Raw genomic sequence first — 20,868 nt, 5'->3', positions numbered from 1 at the left:
TGCTCCGCTCAGGATATCAAAGGGCTGCCTGCTTTGCCGCGTGAATGGCCGACCACACGCGATGCGGCGTGGCGGGCATCTGCAGATCGGTCACGCCGAGTGGCGCGAGCGCGTCGATGATCGCGTTGATCACCGCGGGCGGCGAGCCGATCGCGCCCGCTTCGCCGCAACCTTTGACGCCGAGCGGATTGTGCGTGCACGGCGTGCCCTTCGCGGTCTCGACGGTGAAGTCCGGCAAGTCCGACGCGTGCGGCATCGCGTAGTCCATATACGAGCCGGACAGCAACTGGCCGCTTTCCTTGTCGTACACGCAGCGCTCCAGCATGGCCTGGCCGATGCCTTGTGCGAGGCCGCCGTGCACCTGGCCTTCGACGATCATCGGGTTGATCACATTGCCGAAATCATCCACGGCTGTGAACTGCTGGATCTGGCACACGCCCGTGTCCGGATCGACCTCGATTTCGCAGATGTACGCGCCCGACGGATACGTGAAGTTGCTCGGGTCGTAGAAGGCGCTTTCTTCTAGGCCCGGCTCCAGCACTTCGAGCGGATAGTTGTGCGGCACATAGGCCGCGAGCGAAATGTCGGCGAAGGCCTTCGTGCGATCGGTGCCGGCCACGCGGAACACGCCGTCCTTGAACTCGATGTCTTCCGCGGCCGCTTCGAGCAGATGCGCGGCGATCTTCTTCGCCTTCGCTTCGATCTTGTCGAGCGCTTTCATGATCGCCGAGCCGCCGACCGCGATGGAGCGCGAGCCATACGTGCCCATGCCGAACGGAATGCGCCCGGTGTCGCCGTGCACGATCTCGACGCTTTCGAGCGGAATGCCGAGCCGGTCCGCGACCACTTGCGCAAAGGTCGTTTCGTGTCCCTGGCCGTGACTGTGCGAGCCGGTGAACACGGTGACGGAGCCGGTCGGATGCACGCGGATCTGCCCGACTTCGAAGAGACCCGCGCGTGCGCCGAGCGCGCCGGCAATGTTCGACGGCGCGAGTCCGCACGCCTCGATATAGCAGGAATAGCCGAGGCCGCGCCGCTTGCCGTTCTGTTCGGATTGCCGGCGGCGCGCTTCGAAGCCCTTCACGTCGGCGAGCTCGAGCGAGCGCGCGAGGATCGTTTCGTAGTCGCCCGTGTCGTAAGTCAGGCCGACCGGTGTCGCATACGGAAATTCGCGGATGAAGTTGCGGCGGCGAATCTCGGCCGGGTCGATCTTCATCTCGCGGGCGGCCGTTTCGACGAGCCTCTCCACGACGTAGGTCGCTTCGGGGCGGCCGGCGCCGCGATACGCATCGACGGGAACGGTGTTCGTGAAGACGGCCTTCACCTCCGCGTAAATGGCGGGCGTCGCATACTGGCCGGCGAGTAGCGTCGCGTAGAGGATGGTGGGCACGCTGGAGGCGAAGGTGGACAGATACGCGCCCATGTTCGCGATGGTGTGAATGCGCATGCCGAGGAACTTGCCGTCGGCGTCGAGCGCGAGCTCGGCTTTCGTCACATGATCGCGGCCATGCGCGTCCGACAGGAAGGCTTCGGAGCGCTCGGCCGTCCACTTCACCGGACGGCGAATTTTCTTCGACGCCCAGGTGAGCGCAACATCTTCGGCGTACAGAAAGATTTTCGAACCGAAGCCGCCGCCGACGTCGGGCGCGATCACGCGCAACTTCGACTCCGGCAACGAGAGGACGAACGCGGCCATCAGCAGGCGCTCCACGTGCGGATTCTGATTCGCGACGTAGAGCGTGTAGCTGTCGTCCTGCGGCGAATAGCTCGCGTTGACCGCGCGCGGTTCGATCGCGTTCGGCACGAGGCGGTTGTTGACGATGTCGAGTGTGGTGACGTGCGCGGCTTTGGCGAAGGCGGCGTCGGTGGCCGCTTTGTCGCCGTGGCCCCAGTTGTAGCAGACGTTGTCCGGCACTTCGTCGTGCACGGCCGGCTGGCCGGGGTCGGCTGCATGCGCCGTGTCGACCACGGCGGGCAGCACGTCGTAGTCGACCTCGATCAGCTCGGCGGCGTCTTTCGCGGCCTTGATCGAGTCGGCGATGACGAGCGCGACCTGATCGCCGACGTGGCGCACTTTCGTGTGCGCGATGATCGGATGCGGCGGCTCGTTCATCGGCTTGCCGTCGGTACTGTGGATCAGCCAGCCGCACGGCAGGCCGCCGACGTTTTCCACCGCCATGTCCTGGCCGGTGAAGATGGCGACCACGCCCGGCGACTGCTTCGCCGCGGTGGTGTCGATGCTGTTGATCCTGGCGTGCGCGTGCGGCGAGCGCAGAAATACCGCGTAGGTCTGCTGAGGCAGCAGGATGTCGTCGGTGTACTGGCCGTTGCCGGTCAGGAATCGATAGTCTTCCTTACGTTCGACGGAAGCGCCGATCAGGTTGGGCGTGTCGGGTGCGTTCATCGTCGGCTCCTCAGGCGGTGGTTTGCGCGGTGGCGGTGGCCGTTGCGCTTGTCGTTGCCTTTGCCGCGCCGGACGACTTCATGCCCTCGGCGCCTTCGAGCACCGCCTTCACGATGTTGTGATAGCCGGTGCAGCGGCACAGATTGCCGTCGAGCTGCGCGCGCACGTCATCGCCGGTGAGGTCGGGCTGACGCGTCACGAGCGAGATGGCGCTCATCACCATGCCGGGTGTGCAGAAGCCGCATTGCAGGCCGTGGCAGTGCTTGAAGGCGGCTTGCATGGGATGTAGCGCGCCGTCTTTGGCGAGGCCTTCGATGGTGGTCACCTGCGCGCCGTCTGCCTGCGCTGCGAGGATGTTGCACGATTTGATCGCGCGGCCGTCCAGGTGGACGGTGCATGCGCCGCACTGGGCCGTGTCGCAGCCGACGTGCGTGCCGGTCAAGCGGAGTTGATCGCGAAGGAACTGAACAAGCAGGGTGCCGGGCTCGACTGAAGCGCTGATGGGCGCGCCGTTCACCGTCAGACTAATGCTGATCGCCATGAAGTCGTCTCCTTAGGGGAAAACCGGACCGCTCTTGTTCTGCCTTCAGCCTGCCTGTTCGTTGGGTCCGATTAGGGTGCTGCGGTTTTTTTATGAGTCTGCCGAAAAGTAAAGCACAAATTGGGCGGGGGCGCTATGAGGGGTTTTTTGTTTTTCTGGATGGTTTTTTGAAACCCCTTGGCCTTTCCTTGAATTCACGGTGGTCTATTAGCGTTGCCCCTGTGCGGGGCGGCACTTACTTTCTTTGCCGCCGCAAAGAAAGTAAGCAAAGAAAGCGGGCTCACACCGCCAGCTCATAAGCGGGTCCCCTGGCTTGGAGGGGGGAGTGGTGCATCTGGAATCGGTGTCCTCGCACATTCCGCGCTCGTGACAAGGCAGTCATGCTTCCCGCCTCGCACTGCGTGCTCGCCGGAAGGTGCGCCCCCAACACCGACTGCTCGCGGCGGGGGCCATCGGCTTCGCCTCGGCGCAGAGGCGAAGGACAAGGCAGCGCGGGGCGGAGGCCGCACAGGCGTTCCGCTCGCGGAGGAGCGATCTGGCTGATCAAAGATTTGGATACCGGCAAACGAAAAGAAATGGCCGCACTGAGCCGGCTATTTTCCGGGACCAGACGGCTTGGCGTCTGAAGTCGAGGCGGCGCGAGCGACGACGATGGTTGGGTGAACGACCGCTACGGCGCGCGAAGCGCCGCCGGAAGCATGACTGCCTTGTCACCAGCGCGGAGTGTGCGAGAGCACGGATTCCAGATGCACCACTGCCCCCTCCGAGCCAGGGGACCCGCTTATAAGCTGGCGGTGTGAGCCCGCTTTCTTTGCTTACTTTCTTTGCGGCGGCAAAGAAAGTAAGTGCCGCCCCGCACAGGGCAACACAAATAGACCACCGTGAATTCAAGGAAAGGCCAAGGGTTTAAAAAAACCATCCAGAAGCACAAAAAACAACCCCGCCGCAGGCGATTCAACCCGCCAACTTCGACCGTCTCCTCGAATACCCAAAATAAATCACCATCCCCACCACCAGCCAAACCAGAAACGCCACCCACGTCACAGCCTGCAGATTGACCATTAAAAACAGACACGACGCGACAGCGAGCACCGGCACCACCGGCACGCCCGGGCAGCGGAACGCACGCGGCAACTCAGGATGCGTCCTGCGCAAAACCAGAACCGCTATCGACACCATCGAAAACGCCGCCAGCGTGCCAATGTTGATCAGTTCCGCCAGTACGTTCAGCGGCACGAGCGCCCCGATCAGCCCGAAGAAAATGCCGACCAGCCACGTCGTAAAGAACGGCGTTGCAAAACGCGGATGCACGCGCGAAAGCCGCGCGGGCAACAAACCGTCGCGCGACATCGCGAAGATCACGCGCGTCTGGCCGTAAGCCATCACGAGGATCACCGTCAGCATGCCGAGCACCGCGCCCAGATCGATGAAGCCCGCCACCCACTTCTGACCGGCCACCTGCAGCGCGTAAGACACCGGGTGCGAAATGTTCGCGAATTGCGCCGACGGCACAATGCCCGTCACCACGGCCGCCACCGCGACATACAGCACCGCGCACACGCCGAGCGACGCGATGATGCCGATGGGCAGATCGCGCTTCGGGTTTTTCACCTCTTCCGCGGCAGACGACACCGAGTCGAAGCCAATGAACGCGAAGAACATGACCGCCGCCGCGCCGAACACGCCGTTCCAGCCGTTCGGCATGAACGGATGCCAGTTCGCCGGCGTCACGTGGAACACGCCCACGGCGATCACGAGCAACACCACCGTCACCTTGATCGCGACCATGATGTTGTTGATCCGCGCGGACTCGCGCACGCCGACCGACAACAGCGCCGTAATCGCCATCATCACGAGGAACGCGGGCAGATTGAAGAGCGTCTCGTGGCCGGGCAGCGCGCCAGGCGCCGCCGTCAGCGCGACGGGCAAGGAGACGCCGAAACCGGACAGGAGCGACTGCAGATAACCCGACCAGCCGACGGAAACAGCGGAGGTGGCAAGCCCGTATTCCAGCATGAGATCCCAGCCGATAATCCACGCCGCCAGTTCGCCGAGCGTCGCGTACGAGTACGTGTAGATGGAGCCCGCGACCGGAATCGTCGACGCAAACTCGGCGTACGCGAGCGCCGCGAAGCCGCACGCGACGGCCGCGATCAGAAACGAGATCATCAGCGCCGGGCCGGCCTGGACCGCGCCCGTGCCCGTCAGCACAAAAATGCCGGTGCCGATAATGGCGCCGACGCCGAGAAACGTCAGGTCCAGCGCGCCGAGCGCCTTCTTGAGCCCGGCGTTCTGGGCGCTCGTCGCGAGCATGTGCTCGACGCTCTTCTTGCGAAACAGGGACATTGGCGGGGGTCTCCAGTAGTGCACGCGTGTTGCGCGCCGAATGTCGGGGAAACCCGCAATTTTAGCGGATGCACGCGCGTGCACCTTTTTGGGACGCACAGGGAGTTGGGGTGCCAAGGACCTGTCGGCGCCTTGAAGACAACGCGGCCGGAGAAAGGGCCCGCCGGGCGGCGAGGGCGCCCGGGCCGCCCGAGTTCAGCCCGCCATCGCCGGATTGAGGTCGACGAGGCGGTTGCTCATCACATAGAAAGTGAGCTCCGCGTTGTTGCGCAGCTTCATTTTTTCGAGCAGGCGCGAGCGGTACACGCTCACCGTTTTCACCGACAGCGACAGCGCCTCGGCAATGTCCGTCAGCCGTTTGCCCGACGCGAGCATGCACAGGGTCTGATATTCGCGATCGGACAGCTTTTCGTGCGGCAGCTGCTCGCCGTCGAAGGACACGTAATCGGCAAGCGCCTCCGCCATCGCGGGGCTCACATATTTGCGGCCGGCCGCGACTTGCTGGATGGCGCCGATCATCTGGGCGGCGTCGACGGTTTTCGACAGATAGCCGGCCGCGCCGGCCTTCAGCGCGCGCACGGCGTACTGATCCTCGCGATACATCGAAAACATCAGCACCGCGAGGCGCGGCGCCTTGCGCTTGATGCGCTTGAGCACTTCGACGCCGTTCATGTCCGGCAGGGAGATGTCGAGCAGCACCACGTCGTAGCTGTGGGCCGCCACCGCCTCGAGCGCCTCCGCGCCCGACTGCGCTTCGGTGACCTCGCGCGCCACGCCGCGATCCAGCAGCAATTGACGCACGCCCTGGCGAACCACGGCGTGATCGTCGGCGAGGAGGATGCGCAGGCTCATGACCGGGCGCTCACGATTGCACGGCGCGCAGGCCGGCCGGTTGAGCGTCGGCGAGCATCGCGTCCCACGCAAAGCGCGCGCGCACGAGCGTGCCGCGGGCGCCTGCGCCTTCGCGCTCGCCGCGCCGCGCCGGGCTCGAAGCCGGCTGTTCGCCGCGCCGGGCGGTCACGCGCAGCGTGCCGTCGAACGCCGCGCAGCGCGCTTTCATCCCGCTCAGGCCGAAATGGCCGCTTCTGCGATGCGCGTTGCGCGAAACGCCCACGCCGTCGTCAGCGACGATCAGCGTCAGATGGCGGCGGCTGGTTTCGATGCGCACGTCGGCGGATTCGGCGCGCGCATGTTTGGCGATGTTGTTCAGCGCTTCCTGCGCGACGCGAAATATGGCCAGCGCCGCGTCGGCCGGCAGACGCGTGAGGCGCAGGTCGGCCGCGCAGACGAAGCTCGTGCGCAGCTGGGTGCGCGCGGCGAAGTCGCCCGTCCACTGGGCGAGCGCGCCCACAATCCCGGCTTCGAGCGCAGGCGTATGCAGTTCGGCCACCGCTTGACGCGTCGCGGCGCACACGGCGTCCAGCGAGCGGTTGGCTACGGCAAGCGCCGCCGAGCATTGCGCGGGCGCCTCGGCGGGCAGCCACGTTTCGACGCCGGCGAGCGCAAAGCGTGTCGCGGTCAACTCCGCGCCCACGCCGTCGTGCAGTTCGCGCGCGACGTGGCGGCAGGCCGCTTCCTGCGCCCGAACCAGTTCGGCGGACAGTTCGCGCACCCGCGCCCGCAAGCGCGCCAGCTCGCGCTCGACCCGCGCCGCGGCAGCTGCGCCCGCGCCGAAAGCGCCGAGCGGCGATGGGGCGGAAGGATGGCTTGCGAAGGGGACGACCGTCGGCGTATCCATGACCTTCACTCAGAAAGCGGCGTGGACAGCGAAAGAGTGGCGCGTCGGCGCCGCGAAGACGAAAGAACACATAAGGTCTCTGGCCTCCAGAATGGCCGTATCAGAGCAGCACGACGGGCAAATCACTACGCAGCCACGTAACGAAATTTACATTCTGTAACATACGGGTCGTACCATGAGCGGCGTTTAAATCGACTGACGGTGCGCCGCGATCATATCGTAAAAAAACAAAAAATACAGTCCCACCAAGGGTTAGCGCCAATCTTTCGTGTAATGGTTGACGACGCCGCCAGCTTCTTATGTAGGAACAATGCCGACAGCAAATGTCAAACGTGGGACGCGCAATTGTAACGGCGAAAAAAAAGGAGCCGGAAGGCTCCTTTGCTTGATTCGCGGCGCCAGCCGCGAAAAACCGCTTAACCGACGAACGCCTTTTCGACCACGTAATGGCCCGGCGCATTGTTGCTGCCTTCCTGGAAGCCCATGTCGTCGAGCAGCTTGCGCGTGTCGCGCAGCATGTGCGGGCTGCCGCACAGCATGACGCGGTCGTCTTCCAGCGAGAAGCCCGGCACGCCGAGGTCGGCGAAGAGTTTTTCGGTTTCGATCAGCTCGGTAATACGGCCGCGGTTCTGGAACGCTTCACGCGTGACCGTGGGGTAGTACAGCAGCTTTTCCTGCACCAGTTCGCCGAGGTGCTCGTGCGCCGGCAAGTGGTCGGTGATGTATTCCTTGTACGCCAGTTCGTCGACGAAACGGCAGGTATGCGTGAGGATCACGCGCTCATAGCGGTCGTAAATGTCCGGATCTTTGATGATCGACATGAACGGCGCGAGCCCCGTGCCGGTGGACAGCAGCCACAGCGTCTTGCCGGGCAGCAGGTTGTCGGCCATCAGCGTGCCGACCGGCTTCTTGCCGATCAGGACCTGGTCGCCCACCTTCAGATGCTGCAACCGCGACGTGAGCGGGCCGTCCTGCACCTTGATGCTCAGGAATTCGAGGTGTTCTTCGTAATTCGCACTGGCGAGGCTGTACGCGCGCAGCAGCGGCTTGCCGTCGACTTCGAGGCCCACCATCGTGAACTGGCCGTTTTCAAAACGGAACGACGGATCGCGCGTGCAGGTGAAGCTGAAAAGCGTATCGGTCCAGTGATGGACGCTCAGGACGGTTTGTGAATTCAGGTTGCTCATGGCTTCGTGGATAGTGCGAAAACAAAGGCGGCCAGTCGTTCAAGCCGGCCGGCACGGCAAGGGCAATGCTGCGCTCGCCCGCGAGCGGGAACGGCGCGCAATCCGTTATTTTACCGCGCCCGCTGCCGACGGCCCGAGGCGCGGCGATTGAGCGCGAGAAAGCAGATCAGAAACGCAAATCAAAAAACGCAAATCAAAAGCGAATGATGCGGTCGAGCGGCTGTTGCCAGGCGGCGCTCGTCAAGCTCGTCAAACGGGTTACCGGTGCTGGAAGCGTCGGCGCCGGGTCCGTCGGATTCCAGTTACGCCCGGCGACGGAAAGTACCTGGCGTGATTGCAGCCGCGCGTCACCAGGGGTACGGCGATGGACGAGGGCCGCGCAGGGCGGCTGCCACCGGCTGTCCGGCTGGCGCCGGGTAGGCGCGCCGCGTGGGCAGCATTTTCAGGATGATACCCAAAGCTGCCGTGCGGCGCAGCATAGACCCTGCCACTAAAGCAGGCAAACGCTCGGGGAAATGCGCCAACGGCAGGCGCATGGCGGTGTGCCGAAGCGCGGCAGGGAAGCTGCGGCGAAGCGGATGTTCGAAGCCGCGGTGCACAGGGCCCGCGGTTGTTACGCGGTCCTCAGTCAGCCCGTTCGGACGTTTCGGACGCAATCGCACTTAAAAAGACGCGATGGCAGCGCCCCTGCGCGATTCGGCGCGGCGCGCATTCAGCGCCATCACTCCACGCGCAGCCGCGCCATATAAGGCAAGTGATCCGACAGCCATGCGGTTTCCTGCGTCGGCTGGATCCACTCGACCGGCTTCATGCCGCGCACGAACATCTTGTCGAGCGCAAGCGCGGGCGAAAATGCCGGGAACGTGCGCCCCGATTCGCCGAGCAGCGTGGCGACTTCCTGCAGGCCGTGCTCAGCGAAAAGCGGCACGGAGTCGTTGCGCCAGTCGTTGAAATCGCCGGCCAGCACGAGCGGGCCGTCCGGCGCTTCCTTCGTGATCCAATGGGCGATCCAGTTCATCTGACGCAGGCGCGCCGAGCGCGTCAGCGCGAGGTGCGCGCACAGCAATGTGACCGAGTGGCCGCCGAAAGTCGCGCGCGCGACCAGCAACCCGCGTTTTTCGAAGCGATGCGCGGAAATGTCCCACCGTCCGCCGAGATCCAGCGGATGCGGCGACAGGATCGCATTGCCGTGCCGCCACGACGGCTTGAACACGTTCGGCCCGAGCGCGATTTCGAGCTGCAGCGCCCGCGCGATTTCAGTCGCCTGGCAATGCCACACATCGTTCAGAGGATCCGTGACGGGCGCGCCGAAGCTGCTCGCGAGGACCGGCGACGGCATGCGGCGCGCCATCGCCTCCTGCAGGAAATAGGCGTCTGCGTGGGTCGACTGAACCCAGCGCTGCATGGCCTGCCAGGCCTGAAAGCCGAGCGGCGTGCGGCCCTTGTGCAGGTTCCAGCTCACCGCCACGAAATCTTTAGGTGCTGCGCTTTCGCGGATCAATTCTTCGGGGTTTCGCATGCCGCGTTATCCACGTTCTGTTTTCGGGGCTTCGAGTATTCGTGCGTTGTTCGCGCGACGTTCAGGTTGGCGCTTTAGCTTCGCATTTCAACCTTTCGCTTACGGCTTGACCGCAGTTCGTCTGCAGCTCGTCTGCCGCTGGTTCACTTTGCCGCGCTGGCCGCAGTGGCCGCGCTGGATGTGCTCGCGGCGACGGTGCCGTTCGCGCCATTCGTCAGGCTAGCCCGCACGCGGTAGACGAGCGTCGGATCCTTGTCGACGATCGTCCAGTTTGTCCATTGACCCGCCGTCACCTTCAGGCCCGGATGGCTCGCGCTCACCTGGCGCGGCTGCGGCGGCAGCTTGCAGCCGGTGTCGGTCTGGCGCGCAGCGGGATCCTCCAGGGTTTCCTGCGCCTCGATGGAGAGCGTCACTTCGTTGCCGTCCGCGCGCAACGGCGACACCGTCAGCGTGCGCGACAGGTCGATGCTGCCCGCCGGCTGATCCTTGCAGCCGACGTTATGCTGCACGACTTGGTGATGCGTGTCCGTACGCGCCTGGCCGACCGTGGTGGTGCCACCGAACGTATCGATCTGCTGGCCGTCGCGCAACACCTGCAGCTCCCACTGCACGACCTGCTGCGGCGGCCGTTGTTGTGCCTGTGCAAGCAACGAAGTGCCGAGCAGGACAGCCGCGATACTGGTTTTCCACATAGAACACATCTCCGGTGACTGCGTCCGGCAGCCTGGTCAGAGGGTCATCTTACGCCTGATGAGCGGAACCCTTTTTCTGACACGTTAAACGGGGCCGGGTTCAGCAACAATGCATTTCGACGCGCGCCGGGAATTCCTGCCGCCGGGCCGCGCGCGTCGCCGTCAGACTCGTCCGTTAGCAGCAGAGCCGCATGACTGCTGGCTTGCGTGCCGATCTGTCCTCGTTAAACTGGACTTGAAACGGCGTCCAGCGGATGCCGCCAGCAAGGCCAGCCAAACGGGGTGAGCAATGACAACAGCAATGGTCAAACAGGAAATCGCCGTGGCATCGTTCAGTCAGGTGTACGACCTCGATCAGGTCGAGACCGCGCTGAACGACCTCAGCGAGGGCGCAAACGACGCGTTGCGCACCACCTACGAAAAGATGCTGAAAACCGGCAATCTGCGCTTCTGCGTGAAGCCGAACCGCATGCCGTCCATCGACGATCTGATCGGCGCGCTGCCCAACTTCGCCGACCCGCTCGACGACATCCGCAAACAGGTCGCGCTCTGTCTCGAGACCGAGGACCGCCTCGAATTGATGCCGATCCTGCTGCTCGGCGACCCCGGCATCGGCAAGACGCATTTCGCGAAGCAGTTAGCGCGCCTGCTCGGCACGGCTTATCAATACGTCGCGATGAGTTCGTTGACGGCCGGGTGGATTCTTTCGGGCGCGTCGTCGCAATGGAAAAACGCCAAGCCGGGCAAGGTCTTCGACGCGCTCGTGAACGGCAGCTACGCGAACCCGGTCATTACCGTCGACGAAATCGACAAGGCCACCGGCGACTCGCAATACGATCCGCTCGGCGCGTTGTACGCGCTACTGGAGCACGACACGGCGCAGACTTTCATCGACGAATTCGCCGAGATTCCGATCAATGCCGGTCATGTGATCTGGATCGCCACGGCGAACGACGAGCGCTCGATTCCCGAGCCGATCCTGAACCGGATGAACGTGTATGAAATTCCACCGCCCGACCGTGACGGCGCGCGCCGCATCGCGCAGTCCATCTACGCGGAAATTCGCGGCGCGCACACATGGGGGCTGCGGTTTCCGGAGCTGCTCGGCGACGCCGCGCTCGACGCGCTCAAGAACGCGTCGCCGCGCGAAATGCGGCGGGCCATTCTGAACGGCTTCGGCGCGGCGCGGATTGACGGACGCGACGAAATCGGCGGCGGCGACATACGGCTCGATTTTGGCAACCGGCGCCGGCCGATCGGCTTCTGAGCAACCGTGGGTCATTGCCGTGGGCAATGCGGCGAATCCCGGCACGATGCCCGCGGCGCCACACGGTGCGACACGGCCTGACACCGCGCTGCGCATCGCCGTCTGTGCGCCGTCGTACAATTTCAGGCGGCGGTTGCAAAACCGTTGCAAACCCGCTGCAAAACGGCAGTGCGTTCGGCAGCGAGCGGTGACGGGCGCTCGGTGGCCGCATGCTGGCCATCTACATGGATGAACGAGGCGGCGCGCGGCGAAGTCGGCTGCGTCGAGGGACATGGATCAGATCGAATGTGTGGTGGTCGGCGCGGGCGTGGTCGGGCTCGCGGTAGCGCGTGCGCTGGCGGCGCGCGGGCGCGAAGTGATCGTGCTGGAAGCCGCCGAGGCGATTGGCGTGGGTACGAGTTCGCGCAACAGCGAGGTGATTCACGCCGGCATCTACTATCCGCGCGGCTCGCTGAAGGCCACGCTGTGCGTGCGGGGCCGCGAGATGCTCTATGACTATTGCGTGGAGCGTCACGTGCCGCATGCGCGCTGCGGCAAGCTGCTCGTTGCGACGTCGAACAATCAGATTCCGCAGCTCGACGGCCTCATGCACAAGGGCCGCGAAAACGGCGTGCTCGACCTGATGCGCATTTCCGGCAGCGAGGCGCAGGCGCTCGAGCCGGCGCTCGAATGCGTCGCGGCGGTCTTCTCGCCGCAGACGGGCATTGTCGACAGTCATCAATTGATGCTGGCGTTGCAGGGCGATGCCGAACGCGACGGCGCGGTGTTTGCGTTTCACTCGCCCGTCGAATCGATCGAGGCAAGCAATGGCCGTTTCGTCATCAAAGTGGGTGGCGCCGCGCCGGCCACGATCAGCGCCGCGTGCGTGATCAACAGCGCGGGGCTGCATGCGAATGCGCTGGCGCGCAGCATCCGCGGACTCGACGCGCGCCACGTTCCGCCGCTTTATCTTGCGCGCGGCAACTACTTCAGCATCTCGGGACGCGCGCCGTTCAGCCGCCTGATTTATCCGATGCCGAACGAAGCGGGGCTCGGCGTGCATCTGACCATCGACTTAGGCGGGCAGGCGCGTTTCGGCCCGGACGTCGAATGGGTCGACGCCATCAATTACGACGTCGATCCGCAGCGCGCCGAATCTTTTTACGCGGCGATTCGCGCGTACTGGCCCGCGCTGCCGGACAACGCGTTGCAGCCCGCGTATGCGGGCATTCGTCCGAAACTCTCGGGCCCCGGCGAACCCGCCGCCGACTTCGTCATTCAGGGGCCGGCCGCGCATGGCGTGCGCGGACTCGTCAATCTGTTCGGCATCGAGTCGCCGGGTTTGACTGCGTCGCTCGCCATCGCGCAGCGGGTCTGCGAACTGAGCGGACGCGCGTGAGCGGGCTTGGTCATGCGTCACGCGTCATGCAGCACGGTGCGACGTCGTAGCGATTCGCTTATCTCTATCATTTGACCCGTCACTTTCGGCGGCTTCGTTGCTATGCTTGGGGACCGCTGTCATCAGAACGGCGATCAGTTCAATATAAATGGAGTGAGTCCCCATGAAAGCTTCCCGTCGTACGTTTTTGATTTCCAGTATCGGCGTTGCCTCGTCGCTCGCGCTTTCCCGCCAGGCGTTCGCGGACGCGCCGAAGGTCGCCGAAAGCGATCCGACCGCCCAGGCGCTCGGCTACAAGGAAGACGCCAGCAAGGTGGACAAGGCCAAGTTCGCGAAGTACGCACCGGGGCAGGACTGCGGCAACTGCAGCTTCTATCAGGGCAAGGCAGGCGATGCCTATGCGCCGTGTCCGATGTTCGCCGGCAAACAGGTCGCGGCCAAGGGCTGGTGCAGCGCCTATAACAAGAAGGCCTGATCGCGCGTCTGCCGTGCTGCGCTCATGTTGCTCTCATGTTGCTCTCATGTTGCGGCTCATGTGCGCTGCAACATGACGGCGTTTCGCAGACGAACCCCCGACAAAGCGCCTGCCGCCGCGCGCGGCAGCGTCGTTTTGTGGCTCAAAAACAGGCCTAGCTGCGCGCCTTCATGAGCGGCGGCCGTTTGTCGAACCAGGGCCGCGCGGCTTCCAGTTGCGCGGCGAGGCGCAGGAGCGTCGCTTCGCCGCCGTCGCGCGCCGCGAACTGGACGCCGATGGGCAGTCCGCGGGCATTCCAGTAAAGCGGTATCGACATGGCCGGCTGGCCGCTCAGATTGAACAGTTCGGTGCAGCCCGCCCACGCAAAGGCCTTGTTCGACGCCTCCGCAAGCAGCTTCTTCATCAGCGGTTCGAGCGGCATGGCGCTGACCGCGCGCATCTGCATGCGCTCGGCCGGCGTCGGCTGCATCTCGCCGATCTTGATGGGCGCGCCTGCGAGCGTCGCACACAGGATCACGTCGTAGCGGCTCAACAGATCGGTCAGACGTTCGGTGATGCGGCGCTGTTCTTCGAGCGCACCCGGCAGGCCGCGCTCACCGAGCTTGCGGCCCACGTGCGCCATCGCCCAGGTGGAGACTTCGAACTCCTCGCGCAGCGGCTTGCGTCCGGTGATGCGCTCGGCGTTCAGCACGAGATCTTCTGCCGTGACGGACCACAGCGTGAGAAACGCATGACGGACCGCCGCGAAATCGATGCCGAGCGAAATCGGCTCGATGCGATGGCCCAGCGAGCTGGCCAGTTGCGCGGCGTCGTCGAGCGCGGCGCGCGCGTCGGCGGAAAGCGAGGGGGCGAGCATCGGCTCGGTGACGTAGGCGATATTCAACGGTGTGCACGGCTCGCGGCTCGCACCGAGGAACGTGCCTGGGGCGCCGAGCGGACGGTCCGCGTTGCCTGCAAGCAGGTCCAGCAACAACGCGCTGTCGCGCACGCTGCGCGAGACGGCGTGGTCGACACCGAGTTCGCCCGCCGCGACCGCAGCGGGCATGCGCGGCACGCGCCCACGCGACGGCTTGAGCCCGAAGAGGCCGCAACACGAGGCGGGAATGCGGATCGAACCGCCGCCGTCCGACGCATGCGCGAGCGGCACCACGCCGGCGGCGACGGCCGCCGCCGCGCCGCCGCTGGAGCCGCCCGGCGTATGGTCGAGATTCCACGGATTGCGGCACGCGCCGAATAGTTCGGGCTCCGTATAAGGCATCTGGCCGAGCTCCGACGTGCTCGTCTTGCCGAAGATGTTGAGACCCGCTGCTTTGGCGAGCGCAACCACCGGCGCGTCGTCGGCGGGAATGAAGTGGCGGTAGTGGCGGCTGCCCATCGTCATGGGCAGGCCGGCGACCGGGGCGCCGAGATCCTTGATCAGGTACGGCACGCCGGCGAGCGCGCTGTGCGTGGCTGGCAGGCCGCCGGCGTGTGCGCCGTCGACATTCCTCGCGTCGTAACGCGACGCGCGTTCGCGGGCCGTGTCATAGTCCTTCAGCACAATCGCGTTGATCGCCGGATTGACCGCCTCCGCGCGCGAAATGGCCGTGTCGAGCAGCTCACGCGCGCTGGCTTGGCGAGTGCGCACGAGTTCGGCGAGGCCGAGGGCGTCATGGGCAAGATAGTCGGATAGCACGGCGGGTGGTGCCTCGCTGTCGGATGTTGGGGGCGGGACGTCGCGAGCGCGGCCGTGATGAACCGCGCCCCTTGCATCATTTACAGCCGCTCGCCGAGGAACGTCAACGTGCGGCCGTGCGCGAGTGCGGCGGCGCGCTGGTTGTACGACGCACGGTCCGAACAGTTGAAGCCGTGATCGGCGTTCGGATAAATGTGAAACTCGGTATCGGTGCGGCCCGCAAAGCGCTCCTGAATCTGGCCGACGGCCGACAGCGGAATATGCGCGTCCAGTTCGCCGTAATGGAACTGCATCGGCACCTTGATCTTCGCGGCTTCGTCGAGCTGGTTCTGAATGCCGCCGCCGTAATAGGCGACGGCCGCGTCGACGCTGCCGCGCGCCGCCGCCATATACGCGAGCCGTCCGCCGAAGCAGAAGCCGATCGCGGCGATCTTGCCGGTGACTTCGGGCATCGCTCGCAGCGCTGCGGCTGCGGCGCCGATGTCGTCGGCGGCTTCGTCTGCGTTCAGCTTCTGCATCAGCTCGATGCCCTTCGCGCGGTCGGCGCCTTCATACGTCAGCTCGACGCGCGGCTGCACGCGCCAGAAAACGTCTGGCGCAAGCGCGATGTAGCCGTCTTGCGCATATTGATCCGCGACCGAGCGGATATGGCTGTTCACGCCGAAGATTTCCTGAATGATGATGACGGCCGGTCCCTTGCCGCTCTTGGGCAACGCCAGGTAGCCGCCGAACGTGTCATTGCCGGCAGGAATGTCGATCCATCGGGAAGTGATGCTCATGGTGTTCTCCATAGTCGCGCGGGCGCGCGAGTTGAGTCTGCGAGTTGCGTCGAATTGAAAGCAGGAGGCTCGGATGCCTGAAGCGGGCGGTCAGTTTGCCATCAAAAGAATGCTGATGCAGGCAGGCCCGCGCGAGCCTTGCGAGCAGCCTTCAAAGGCATGCCGGGCGCGGGTCGCCGAGGCAATCTCCTCTGACGATCGAAACGTTCTCGATAATTCATTTTCCCGTTGCGCACGGCCCCGGTAGAGTCCAACGTGGTGGTTCGCCGTGATGGCGAGCAGATTGCGCGAAGGAGAATCGATCATGAGTGAAGGCAATTTTGTGACGCCGTTTGCCGAGCGTTTTGGCTTGCGCGTGCCGGTCGTGCAGGCGCCCATGGCGGGCGCCACGACGCCCGAGCTGGTCGCCGCGGTGTCGAATAACGGCGGCCTCGGCACGCTGGCCGGCGCGGCGCTCTCGCCGGAGAAAATTGCCAGCGACGTCGCGGCGATCCGCGCGCTGACCGATCGTCCGTTCGGCGTCAATCTGTTCGTGCTGGAGCCGGCCTCGCCCGACGACGCCACCGTGCGCCGCGCGCTGGAAGCCATCGACCCGGTGCGTGCGGACCTCGGCTTGCCGCCGGGCCGGCCGCTCGAACGCTACGCGCCGGATTTTCGCGCGCAGCTCGAGGCGCTGATCGAATCGCGCGTGCCGGTGGTGAGCTTTACGTTCGGGCTGCTTTCCCGCGAGGACGTCGCGCGGCTGCATGCCAACGGCCAATATGTGATCGGCACCGCGACGCATGTCGCCGAAGGTGTCGCGTGGCGCGACGCGGGCGCCGATGCCATTGCCGCGCAAGGCTCGGAGGCGGGCGCGCATCGCGGCACCTTCATCGGTTCGTTTGAAGAAGCGCTCGTCGGCACCATGGCGCTCGTGCCGCAACTCGTCGACGCAACCGGACTGCCGGTGCTCGCCGCGGGCGGCATCATGGACGGACGCGGCATCGTCGCCGCGCTTGCGCTCGGCGCGCAAGCGGCGGTCATGGGCACGGCGTTTCTCACTTCTCGCGAGAGCGCGATTCCGCAGATATGGAAAGAGCGGCTGCGCTCTATCTCCGACACGTCGACTTCGGTGACGCGCGCCATCACGGGCCGCCATGCACGCGGCATCCGCAATCCGCTGATGCAGCGTTTGAGCGACGCGCCGCAGAAGATCGCGCCGTATCCCGTACAAAACGCCCTGACGCAGGAGTTGCGGCAAACGGCCGGCCGCGCGCAGAACGGCGACTATCTGTCGCTGTGGTCGGGGCAGGGCGCGCCGCTTGGCCGCGCGCGCGGCGAGGACTTCGGCGCGGCCGAGCTGATGGCGCAACTGGAAGAAGAATGGCGCGCGGCGAGCGCACGCATCGCCGCATTCAAACTCTGATCGCGAGCGAGTCCGACGCGCGCCGCCCCCGCTCGCGGCGCGCCTCGTTTTCAACATACGCGCCCAAGCGGCAAAAAACCTGGTTCGAAACCGCATTCGAAACGTCATTCGGAACCGCATTCGAAACATTAACGGTTCGAGTCGCCAAAAGCTTGAGGTGTTACCCTCCGGCGCATTGTCCATATAGCGCAAACCCGCATGGGACGGTGCTTTGCGGCCCGCGAGGCACGCCGGGACCCGGCGCCGCTGGATAAACGCTATTAGTGTTCATCCCACTTCCTCAAAAAAGTCCCACAAATTAATTTGATAGCCTACACTTGCGCGCAAGTACGGTTTGCCGCCTGTCACAAACAGTCCGGCAGGCGTGCTGCCAAGTGCATGAACGATGCAACCGGCGTGGTCGTCCACGGGACTGAGCGACACGTGTTGGGGAAGCGGGGGCACAGGGCGATTACGTTGTTTTTGGGACCGAAACTGGAGACTTACATGAACATCAAGATTCAAAAGCTGTTGCCGATCAGCGCTGCGGCGATGCTGTTCGCAACGTTGGCAACAACGGCCGCGGCGGACACGGTTGTCAAGATCGGTCACGTTGCACCGCTGACTGGCGGTATCGCTCACCTGGGGAAAGACAACGAAAACGGCGCGCGCCTCGCGGTTGAGGAAATCAACGCGAAGGGCCTGACGATCGGCGGCCAGAAGATCACGCTGCAACTCGACGCACAGGACGACGCAGCCGACCCGCGTACTGCTACGCAAGTCGCGCAGAAGCTGGTCGACGACAAGGTCGTCGCAGTGGTCGGCCACTTGAACTCGGGCACGTCGATCCCGGCTTCGAAGATCTATAGCGATGCAGGCATCGTGCAGATCTCGCCGTCGGCAACGAACCCGGCTTACACGCAACAAGGCTTCAAGACGACGTACCGCGTCGTCGCGACCGATGCGCAGCAAGGTCCGGCACTGGCTAACTACGCAGCCAAGGGCCTGAAAGTGAAGAGCGTCGCGATCGTCGACGACTCGACTGCTTACGGCCAGGGTCTCGCGAACGAATTTGAAAAGACGGCCAAGTCGCTGGGTCTGAACGTCATGTCGCATGACGCGACGAACGACAAGGCTGTCGACTTCCGCGCCATTCTGACGAAGATCAAGGGTGAAAACCCGGACGCGATCATGTACGGCGGCATGGACGCCACCGGCGGCCCGTTCGCGAAGCAAGCCAAGCAGCTCGGCCTGCGCGCGAAGGTGCTGGCAGGCGACGGCGTGTGTACCGACAAGCTGTCCGATCTGGCCGGCGACGCGACCGACAACATCGTCTGCTCGGAAGCCGGCATGGCGCTCGAGAAGATGGAAGGCGGTTCGGCGTTCCAGGCGAAGTATCAGAAGCGTTTCGGCCAGCCGATCCAGATTTACGCTCCGTTCACGTATGACGCGGTGTACATCATCGTCGACGCAATGAAGCGCGCTAACTCGACCGATCCGGCGAAGATCCTGGCTGCAATGCCGAACACCGACTACAAGGGTGTCATCGGCGAGACGACCTTCGACTCGAAGGGCGATCTGAAGCACGGCGTGATCTCGCTGTACAACTACAAGTCGGGCAAGAAGACGCTGCTCGACGTGGTGAAGATGTAATACCGCATCGGGGCGGCAGCCGTGCGCTGTCCGCCGCCGGATGTTCAGGAAGGCACGTGACCCTTTGGGCCGCGTGCCTTTTTTCTTTTGAGGTTGCAGGGCGTGCGGTCGGGCGCTTTGCGCGCGTGCTGACGCAATCGTTTGCGGGCGAGTCGTATGCGTTGCGTGAGCGGTTGCTGAGCAGTGCTACTTTCCAGTTGCTGCACGCGTGAGGCCTGAATCCATCACGTGTACGAGTGAATGCGGTGGGCACACGGCATTAGCCGTAGCGTTAAAAAACAGCGAGCCGGTTGCCCGGCTCGCCACCTCCCTTGCGACGCTTTATTGTTTGCGTCGTTATCTGCTGCTGTTATCCGTTGTTCTTATCCGCTGTTGTTCCCCGCGCCTATTGGTTACTTCTTCGTGGCCAGGCTGCCCAGGCCGCCGAGCAGACCGGCGCCGTTCGTGCTGCCAGTCGAAGTCGCCGCTCCGGTCAATGTGCCGGTCGCTGTCGTGAGCAAGCCGGTGATCGGCGCGAGCGGATTGCCGGTCGCGCTGCTTGCGCCGCCGTTGGCCGCGCCCGTGGCCGAGCCGAGTGTGCCGGTTAAGCTCGACACGGTCGACGTCAACGGCGCCAGCGGATTTGCGCCGCCGCCCGAGGCTCCGCTCAGTGCGCCCGTCACCGAGCTCAGCACGCCGGTGAGCGGCCCGAGCGCGCCGCCCGCGCCAGTGCCAGTGCCTAAGGAGCCGCCGCTCAATGTACCGATGACGCTCGTCAGCGGCGCAAGCGGGCTCGTCGATCCGCTGCCGCCGGCGAGACCGCCGCTCAATGTGCCGGGGAGCGCGGTCAACAGGCTGGACAAAGGCGCGAGCGGTGTGCCGCCCAGCGGTGTGCCGCTTGCCGTTCCGCCCGCGGTGAACAGGCTTCCCGCAGCGGTCACCGTGTCGCCGAGCCGGCTGACCACGTCGCCGAGACCCTGGCCGGCTGCATTGCCGGTCGCGCTGCCGATCTGTGAGCCGGCGCTGCTGAGGCTTTGGCCGAGTGTGGATAGCAGGCCGTTGAGCGGTAAGCCGAGGCCGCTCGTGTCGCCGATGGTTTGAGTCGTCTGCGCGAGTGTCGTCGTGATCGGAGCGATGGCGGTGGTGGCCGGCTGCGTGACTTGCTGGACGGCGCCGCCCGTCAACTGCGCGCCCAATTGCGTGCCGATACCGCTGACGGTGTTGCCGAGCGTCGAGACGGCGCCGCCTAGCGGGGTCGAAAGCGGACTGAGCGGCGCCGTGGGGCCACTGCCGAGACTTGTGACGAGCTGGCCCGTGCTGTTGACGGCCTGGCCCGCGTCATACACGAGGTTGCCGCTGCTCGCGAGCGTGGTGCCGAGCGGGTCGGTGGAACTGCCGAGCTGGCCGAGGCCGTTCGCCACGCCGCTGCCCACCGCCGTCACGCCGTTGCCCAGGTTGGATACGACGCCGCCCAGTGCCGCCGATGTGGCGGCGTTCGTGCCGGGGATCGGCGTGAGCGCAATCTGATTGCCGATCGCGGAGACCGTCTGACCGGCCGCCGTCACGACACTACCCGTGCTTTGGACCACTTTATTGATGGGGTTGGCGCTGCCCGGCGACGGCGTGGGGCTCGGACCGGGGCTCGGGCTGGGGCTCGGCGTTGGTGTCGGTGAAGGTGTGGGCGTCGGGGTCGGCGTCGGCGTGCCGCCGCCCGAGCCGCTCTTCAAGCCCGCCGAGGTCAATGTGCTTCCGCATCCTGTCAGGACGATCATCGACGATACACACATCGCGATGGCCGTCAGTCTGAACGTGCGATTCATGGTCTGCTCCCCGTAGTTTGGAAACCGCTGG

General features: G+C 64.9%; 17 protein-coding genes. 5 read left to right on the top strand and 12 right to left on the bottom strand.

Going from position 1 to position 20,868, the window contains the following annotated elements:
• Positions 1–16: 16 nt before the first annotated feature.
• From ACEN8U_RS13075 to ACEN8U_RS13040, 8 genes are all read right to left on the bottom strand, one after another.
• Positions 17–2,404: a xanthine dehydrogenase family protein molybdopterin-binding subunit gene (locus ACEN8U_RS13075; protein ID WP_015001409.1), complete on the bottom strand. Its 2,388-nt coding sequence runs from the start codon at positions 2,402–2,404 to the stop codon at positions 17–19.
• A 10-nt stretch (positions 2,405–2,414) separates the two neighbouring features.
• Positions 2,415–2,945 carry a (2Fe-2S)-binding protein gene (locus ACEN8U_RS13070; protein ID WP_310104722.1) on the bottom strand — a complete coding sequence of 177 codons (531 nt, stop codon included), beginning with the start codon at positions 2,943–2,945 and terminating at the stop codon, positions 2,415–2,417.
• Positions 2,946–3,899: 954 nt separating this feature from the next.
• On the bottom strand, positions 3,900–5,291 hold the full coding sequence (locus ACEN8U_RS13065) for an amino acid permease (protein WP_028362455.1): 1,392 nt from the start codon (positions 5,289–5,291) through the stop codon (positions 3,900–3,902).
• Positions 5,292–5,486: 195 nt separating this feature from the next.
• Entirely contained in the window at positions 5,487–6,143 is a 657-nt protein-coding gene (gene rqpR / locus ACEN8U_RS13060; RefSeq protein WP_015001412.1) for a response regulator transcription factor RqpR, read from the bottom strand.
• Positions 6,144–6,153: 10 nt separating this feature from the next.
• The gene (locus ACEN8U_RS13055; RefSeq protein ID WP_041744844.1) at positions 6,154–7,029 is read right to left on the bottom strand and encodes a sensor histidine kinase; all 876 of its coding nucleotides are present in this window, start codon (positions 7,027–7,029) and stop codon (positions 6,154–6,156) included.
• A gap of 416 nt (positions 7,030–7,445) precedes the next feature.
• Positions 7,446–8,216 carry a ferredoxin--NADP reductase gene (locus ACEN8U_RS13050; RefSeq protein ID WP_013586862.1) on the bottom strand — a complete coding sequence of 257 codons (771 nt, stop codon included), beginning with the start codon at positions 8,214–8,216 and terminating at the stop codon, positions 7,446–7,448.
• Positions 8,217–8,937: 721 nt separating this feature from the next.
• Positions 8,938–9,735: an endonuclease/exonuclease/phosphatase family protein gene (locus tag ACEN8U_RS13045; protein WP_013586863.1), complete on the bottom strand. Its 798-nt coding sequence runs from the start codon at positions 9,733–9,735 to the stop codon at positions 8,938–8,940.
• A 143-nt stretch (positions 9,736–9,878) separates the two neighbouring features.
• On the bottom strand, positions 9,879–10,427 hold the full coding sequence (locus ACEN8U_RS13040) for a hypothetical protein (RefSeq protein WP_310104726.1): 549 nt from the start codon (positions 10,425–10,427) through the stop codon (positions 9,879–9,881).
• A gap of 289 nt (positions 10,428–10,716) precedes the next feature.
• On the opposite strand from ACEN8U_RS13040, the gene ACEN8U_RS13035 reads away from it, so the two are divergent.
• The 3 genes from ACEN8U_RS13035 (at position 10,717) to ACEN8U_RS13025 (ending at position 13,547) form a co-directional block, all read left to right on the top strand.
• On the top strand, positions 10,717–11,694 hold the full coding sequence (locus ACEN8U_RS13035) for an AAA family ATPase (protein WP_041744847.1): 978 nt from the start codon (positions 10,717–10,719) through the stop codon (positions 11,692–11,694).
• Positions 11,695–11,965: 271 nt separating this feature from the next.
• Positions 11,966–13,072, top strand: coding sequence for an NAD(P)/FAD-dependent oxidoreductase (locus ACEN8U_RS13030; RefSeq protein WP_015001416.1), 1,107 nt, complete (start codon positions 11,966–11,968; stop codon positions 13,070–13,072).
• A gap of 163 nt (positions 13,073–13,235) precedes the next feature.
• Complete coding sequence (locus tag ACEN8U_RS13025; protein ID WP_013586867.1) at positions 13,236–13,547, top strand: high-potential iron-sulfur protein; 312 nt, start codon at positions 13,236–13,238, stop codon at positions 13,545–13,547.
• A gap of 154 nt (positions 13,548–13,701) precedes the next feature.
• Here the strand turns inward: ACEN8U_RS13025 and ACEN8U_RS13020 are convergent, their stop codons facing one another.
• The 3 genes from ACEN8U_RS13020 to ACEN8U_RS13010 all read right to left on the bottom strand — a co-directional run bounded on the left by ACEN8U_RS13020 (position 13,702) and on the right by ACEN8U_RS13010 (position 16,307).
• Entirely contained in the window at positions 13,702–15,222 is a 1,521-nt protein-coding gene (locus tag ACEN8U_RS13020) for an amidase (protein WP_015001418.1), read from the bottom strand.
• Between the two features lie 80 nt (positions 15,223–15,302).
• A complete protein-coding gene (locus ACEN8U_RS13015) occupies positions 15,303–16,001 on the bottom strand; it encodes a dienelactone hydrolase family protein (protein WP_041745938.1) in 699 nt (232 codons plus the stop codon).
• 90 nt (positions 16,002–16,091) lie between these two features.
• Positions 16,092–16,307: a hypothetical protein gene (locus tag ACEN8U_RS13010; protein WP_167330862.1), complete on the bottom strand. Its 216-nt coding sequence runs from the start codon at positions 16,305–16,307 to the stop codon at positions 16,092–16,094.
• Between ACEN8U_RS13010 and ACEN8U_RS13005 the strand changes: the two genes are divergently transcribed.
• Both ACEN8U_RS13005 and ACEN8U_RS13000 read left to right on the top strand, forming a co-directional pair.
• On the top strand, positions 16,306–17,406 hold the full coding sequence (locus ACEN8U_RS13005; protein ID WP_310104734.1) for a nitronate monooxygenase: 1,101 nt from the start codon (positions 16,306–16,308) through the stop codon (positions 17,404–17,406). The two genes, ACEN8U_RS13010 and ACEN8U_RS13005, sit on opposite strands and share 2 nt — an antisense overlap.
• 486 nt (positions 17,407–17,892) lie before the next feature.
• Positions 17,893–19,038 (top strand): branched-chain amino acid ABC transporter substrate-binding protein, encoded by a 1,146-nt coding sequence (locus tag ACEN8U_RS13000; RefSeq protein WP_013586871.1) that lies wholly within the window; start codon positions 17,893–17,895, stop codon positions 19,036–19,038.
• 392 nt (positions 19,039–19,430) lie between these two features.
• Here the strand turns inward: ACEN8U_RS13000 and ACEN8U_RS12995 are convergent, their stop codons facing one another.
• Complete coding sequence (locus ACEN8U_RS12995) at positions 19,431–20,837, bottom strand: collagen-like triple helix repeat-containing protein (protein WP_310104737.1); 1,407 nt, start codon at positions 20,835–20,837, stop codon at positions 19,431–19,433.
• Between the last annotated feature and the right edge of the window lie 31 nt (positions 20,838–20,868).

The sequence above is a fragment of the Paraburkholderia phenoliruptrix genome (assembly GCF_047325075.1).
Lineage (GTDB): Bacteria > Pseudomonadota > Gammaproteobacteria > Burkholderiales > Burkholderiaceae > Paraburkholderia > Paraburkholderia phenoliruptrix.
The sequence above is the reverse complement of the archived record's forward strand: the minus strand, read 5'-3'. Positions and strand labels throughout refer to the sequence as shown.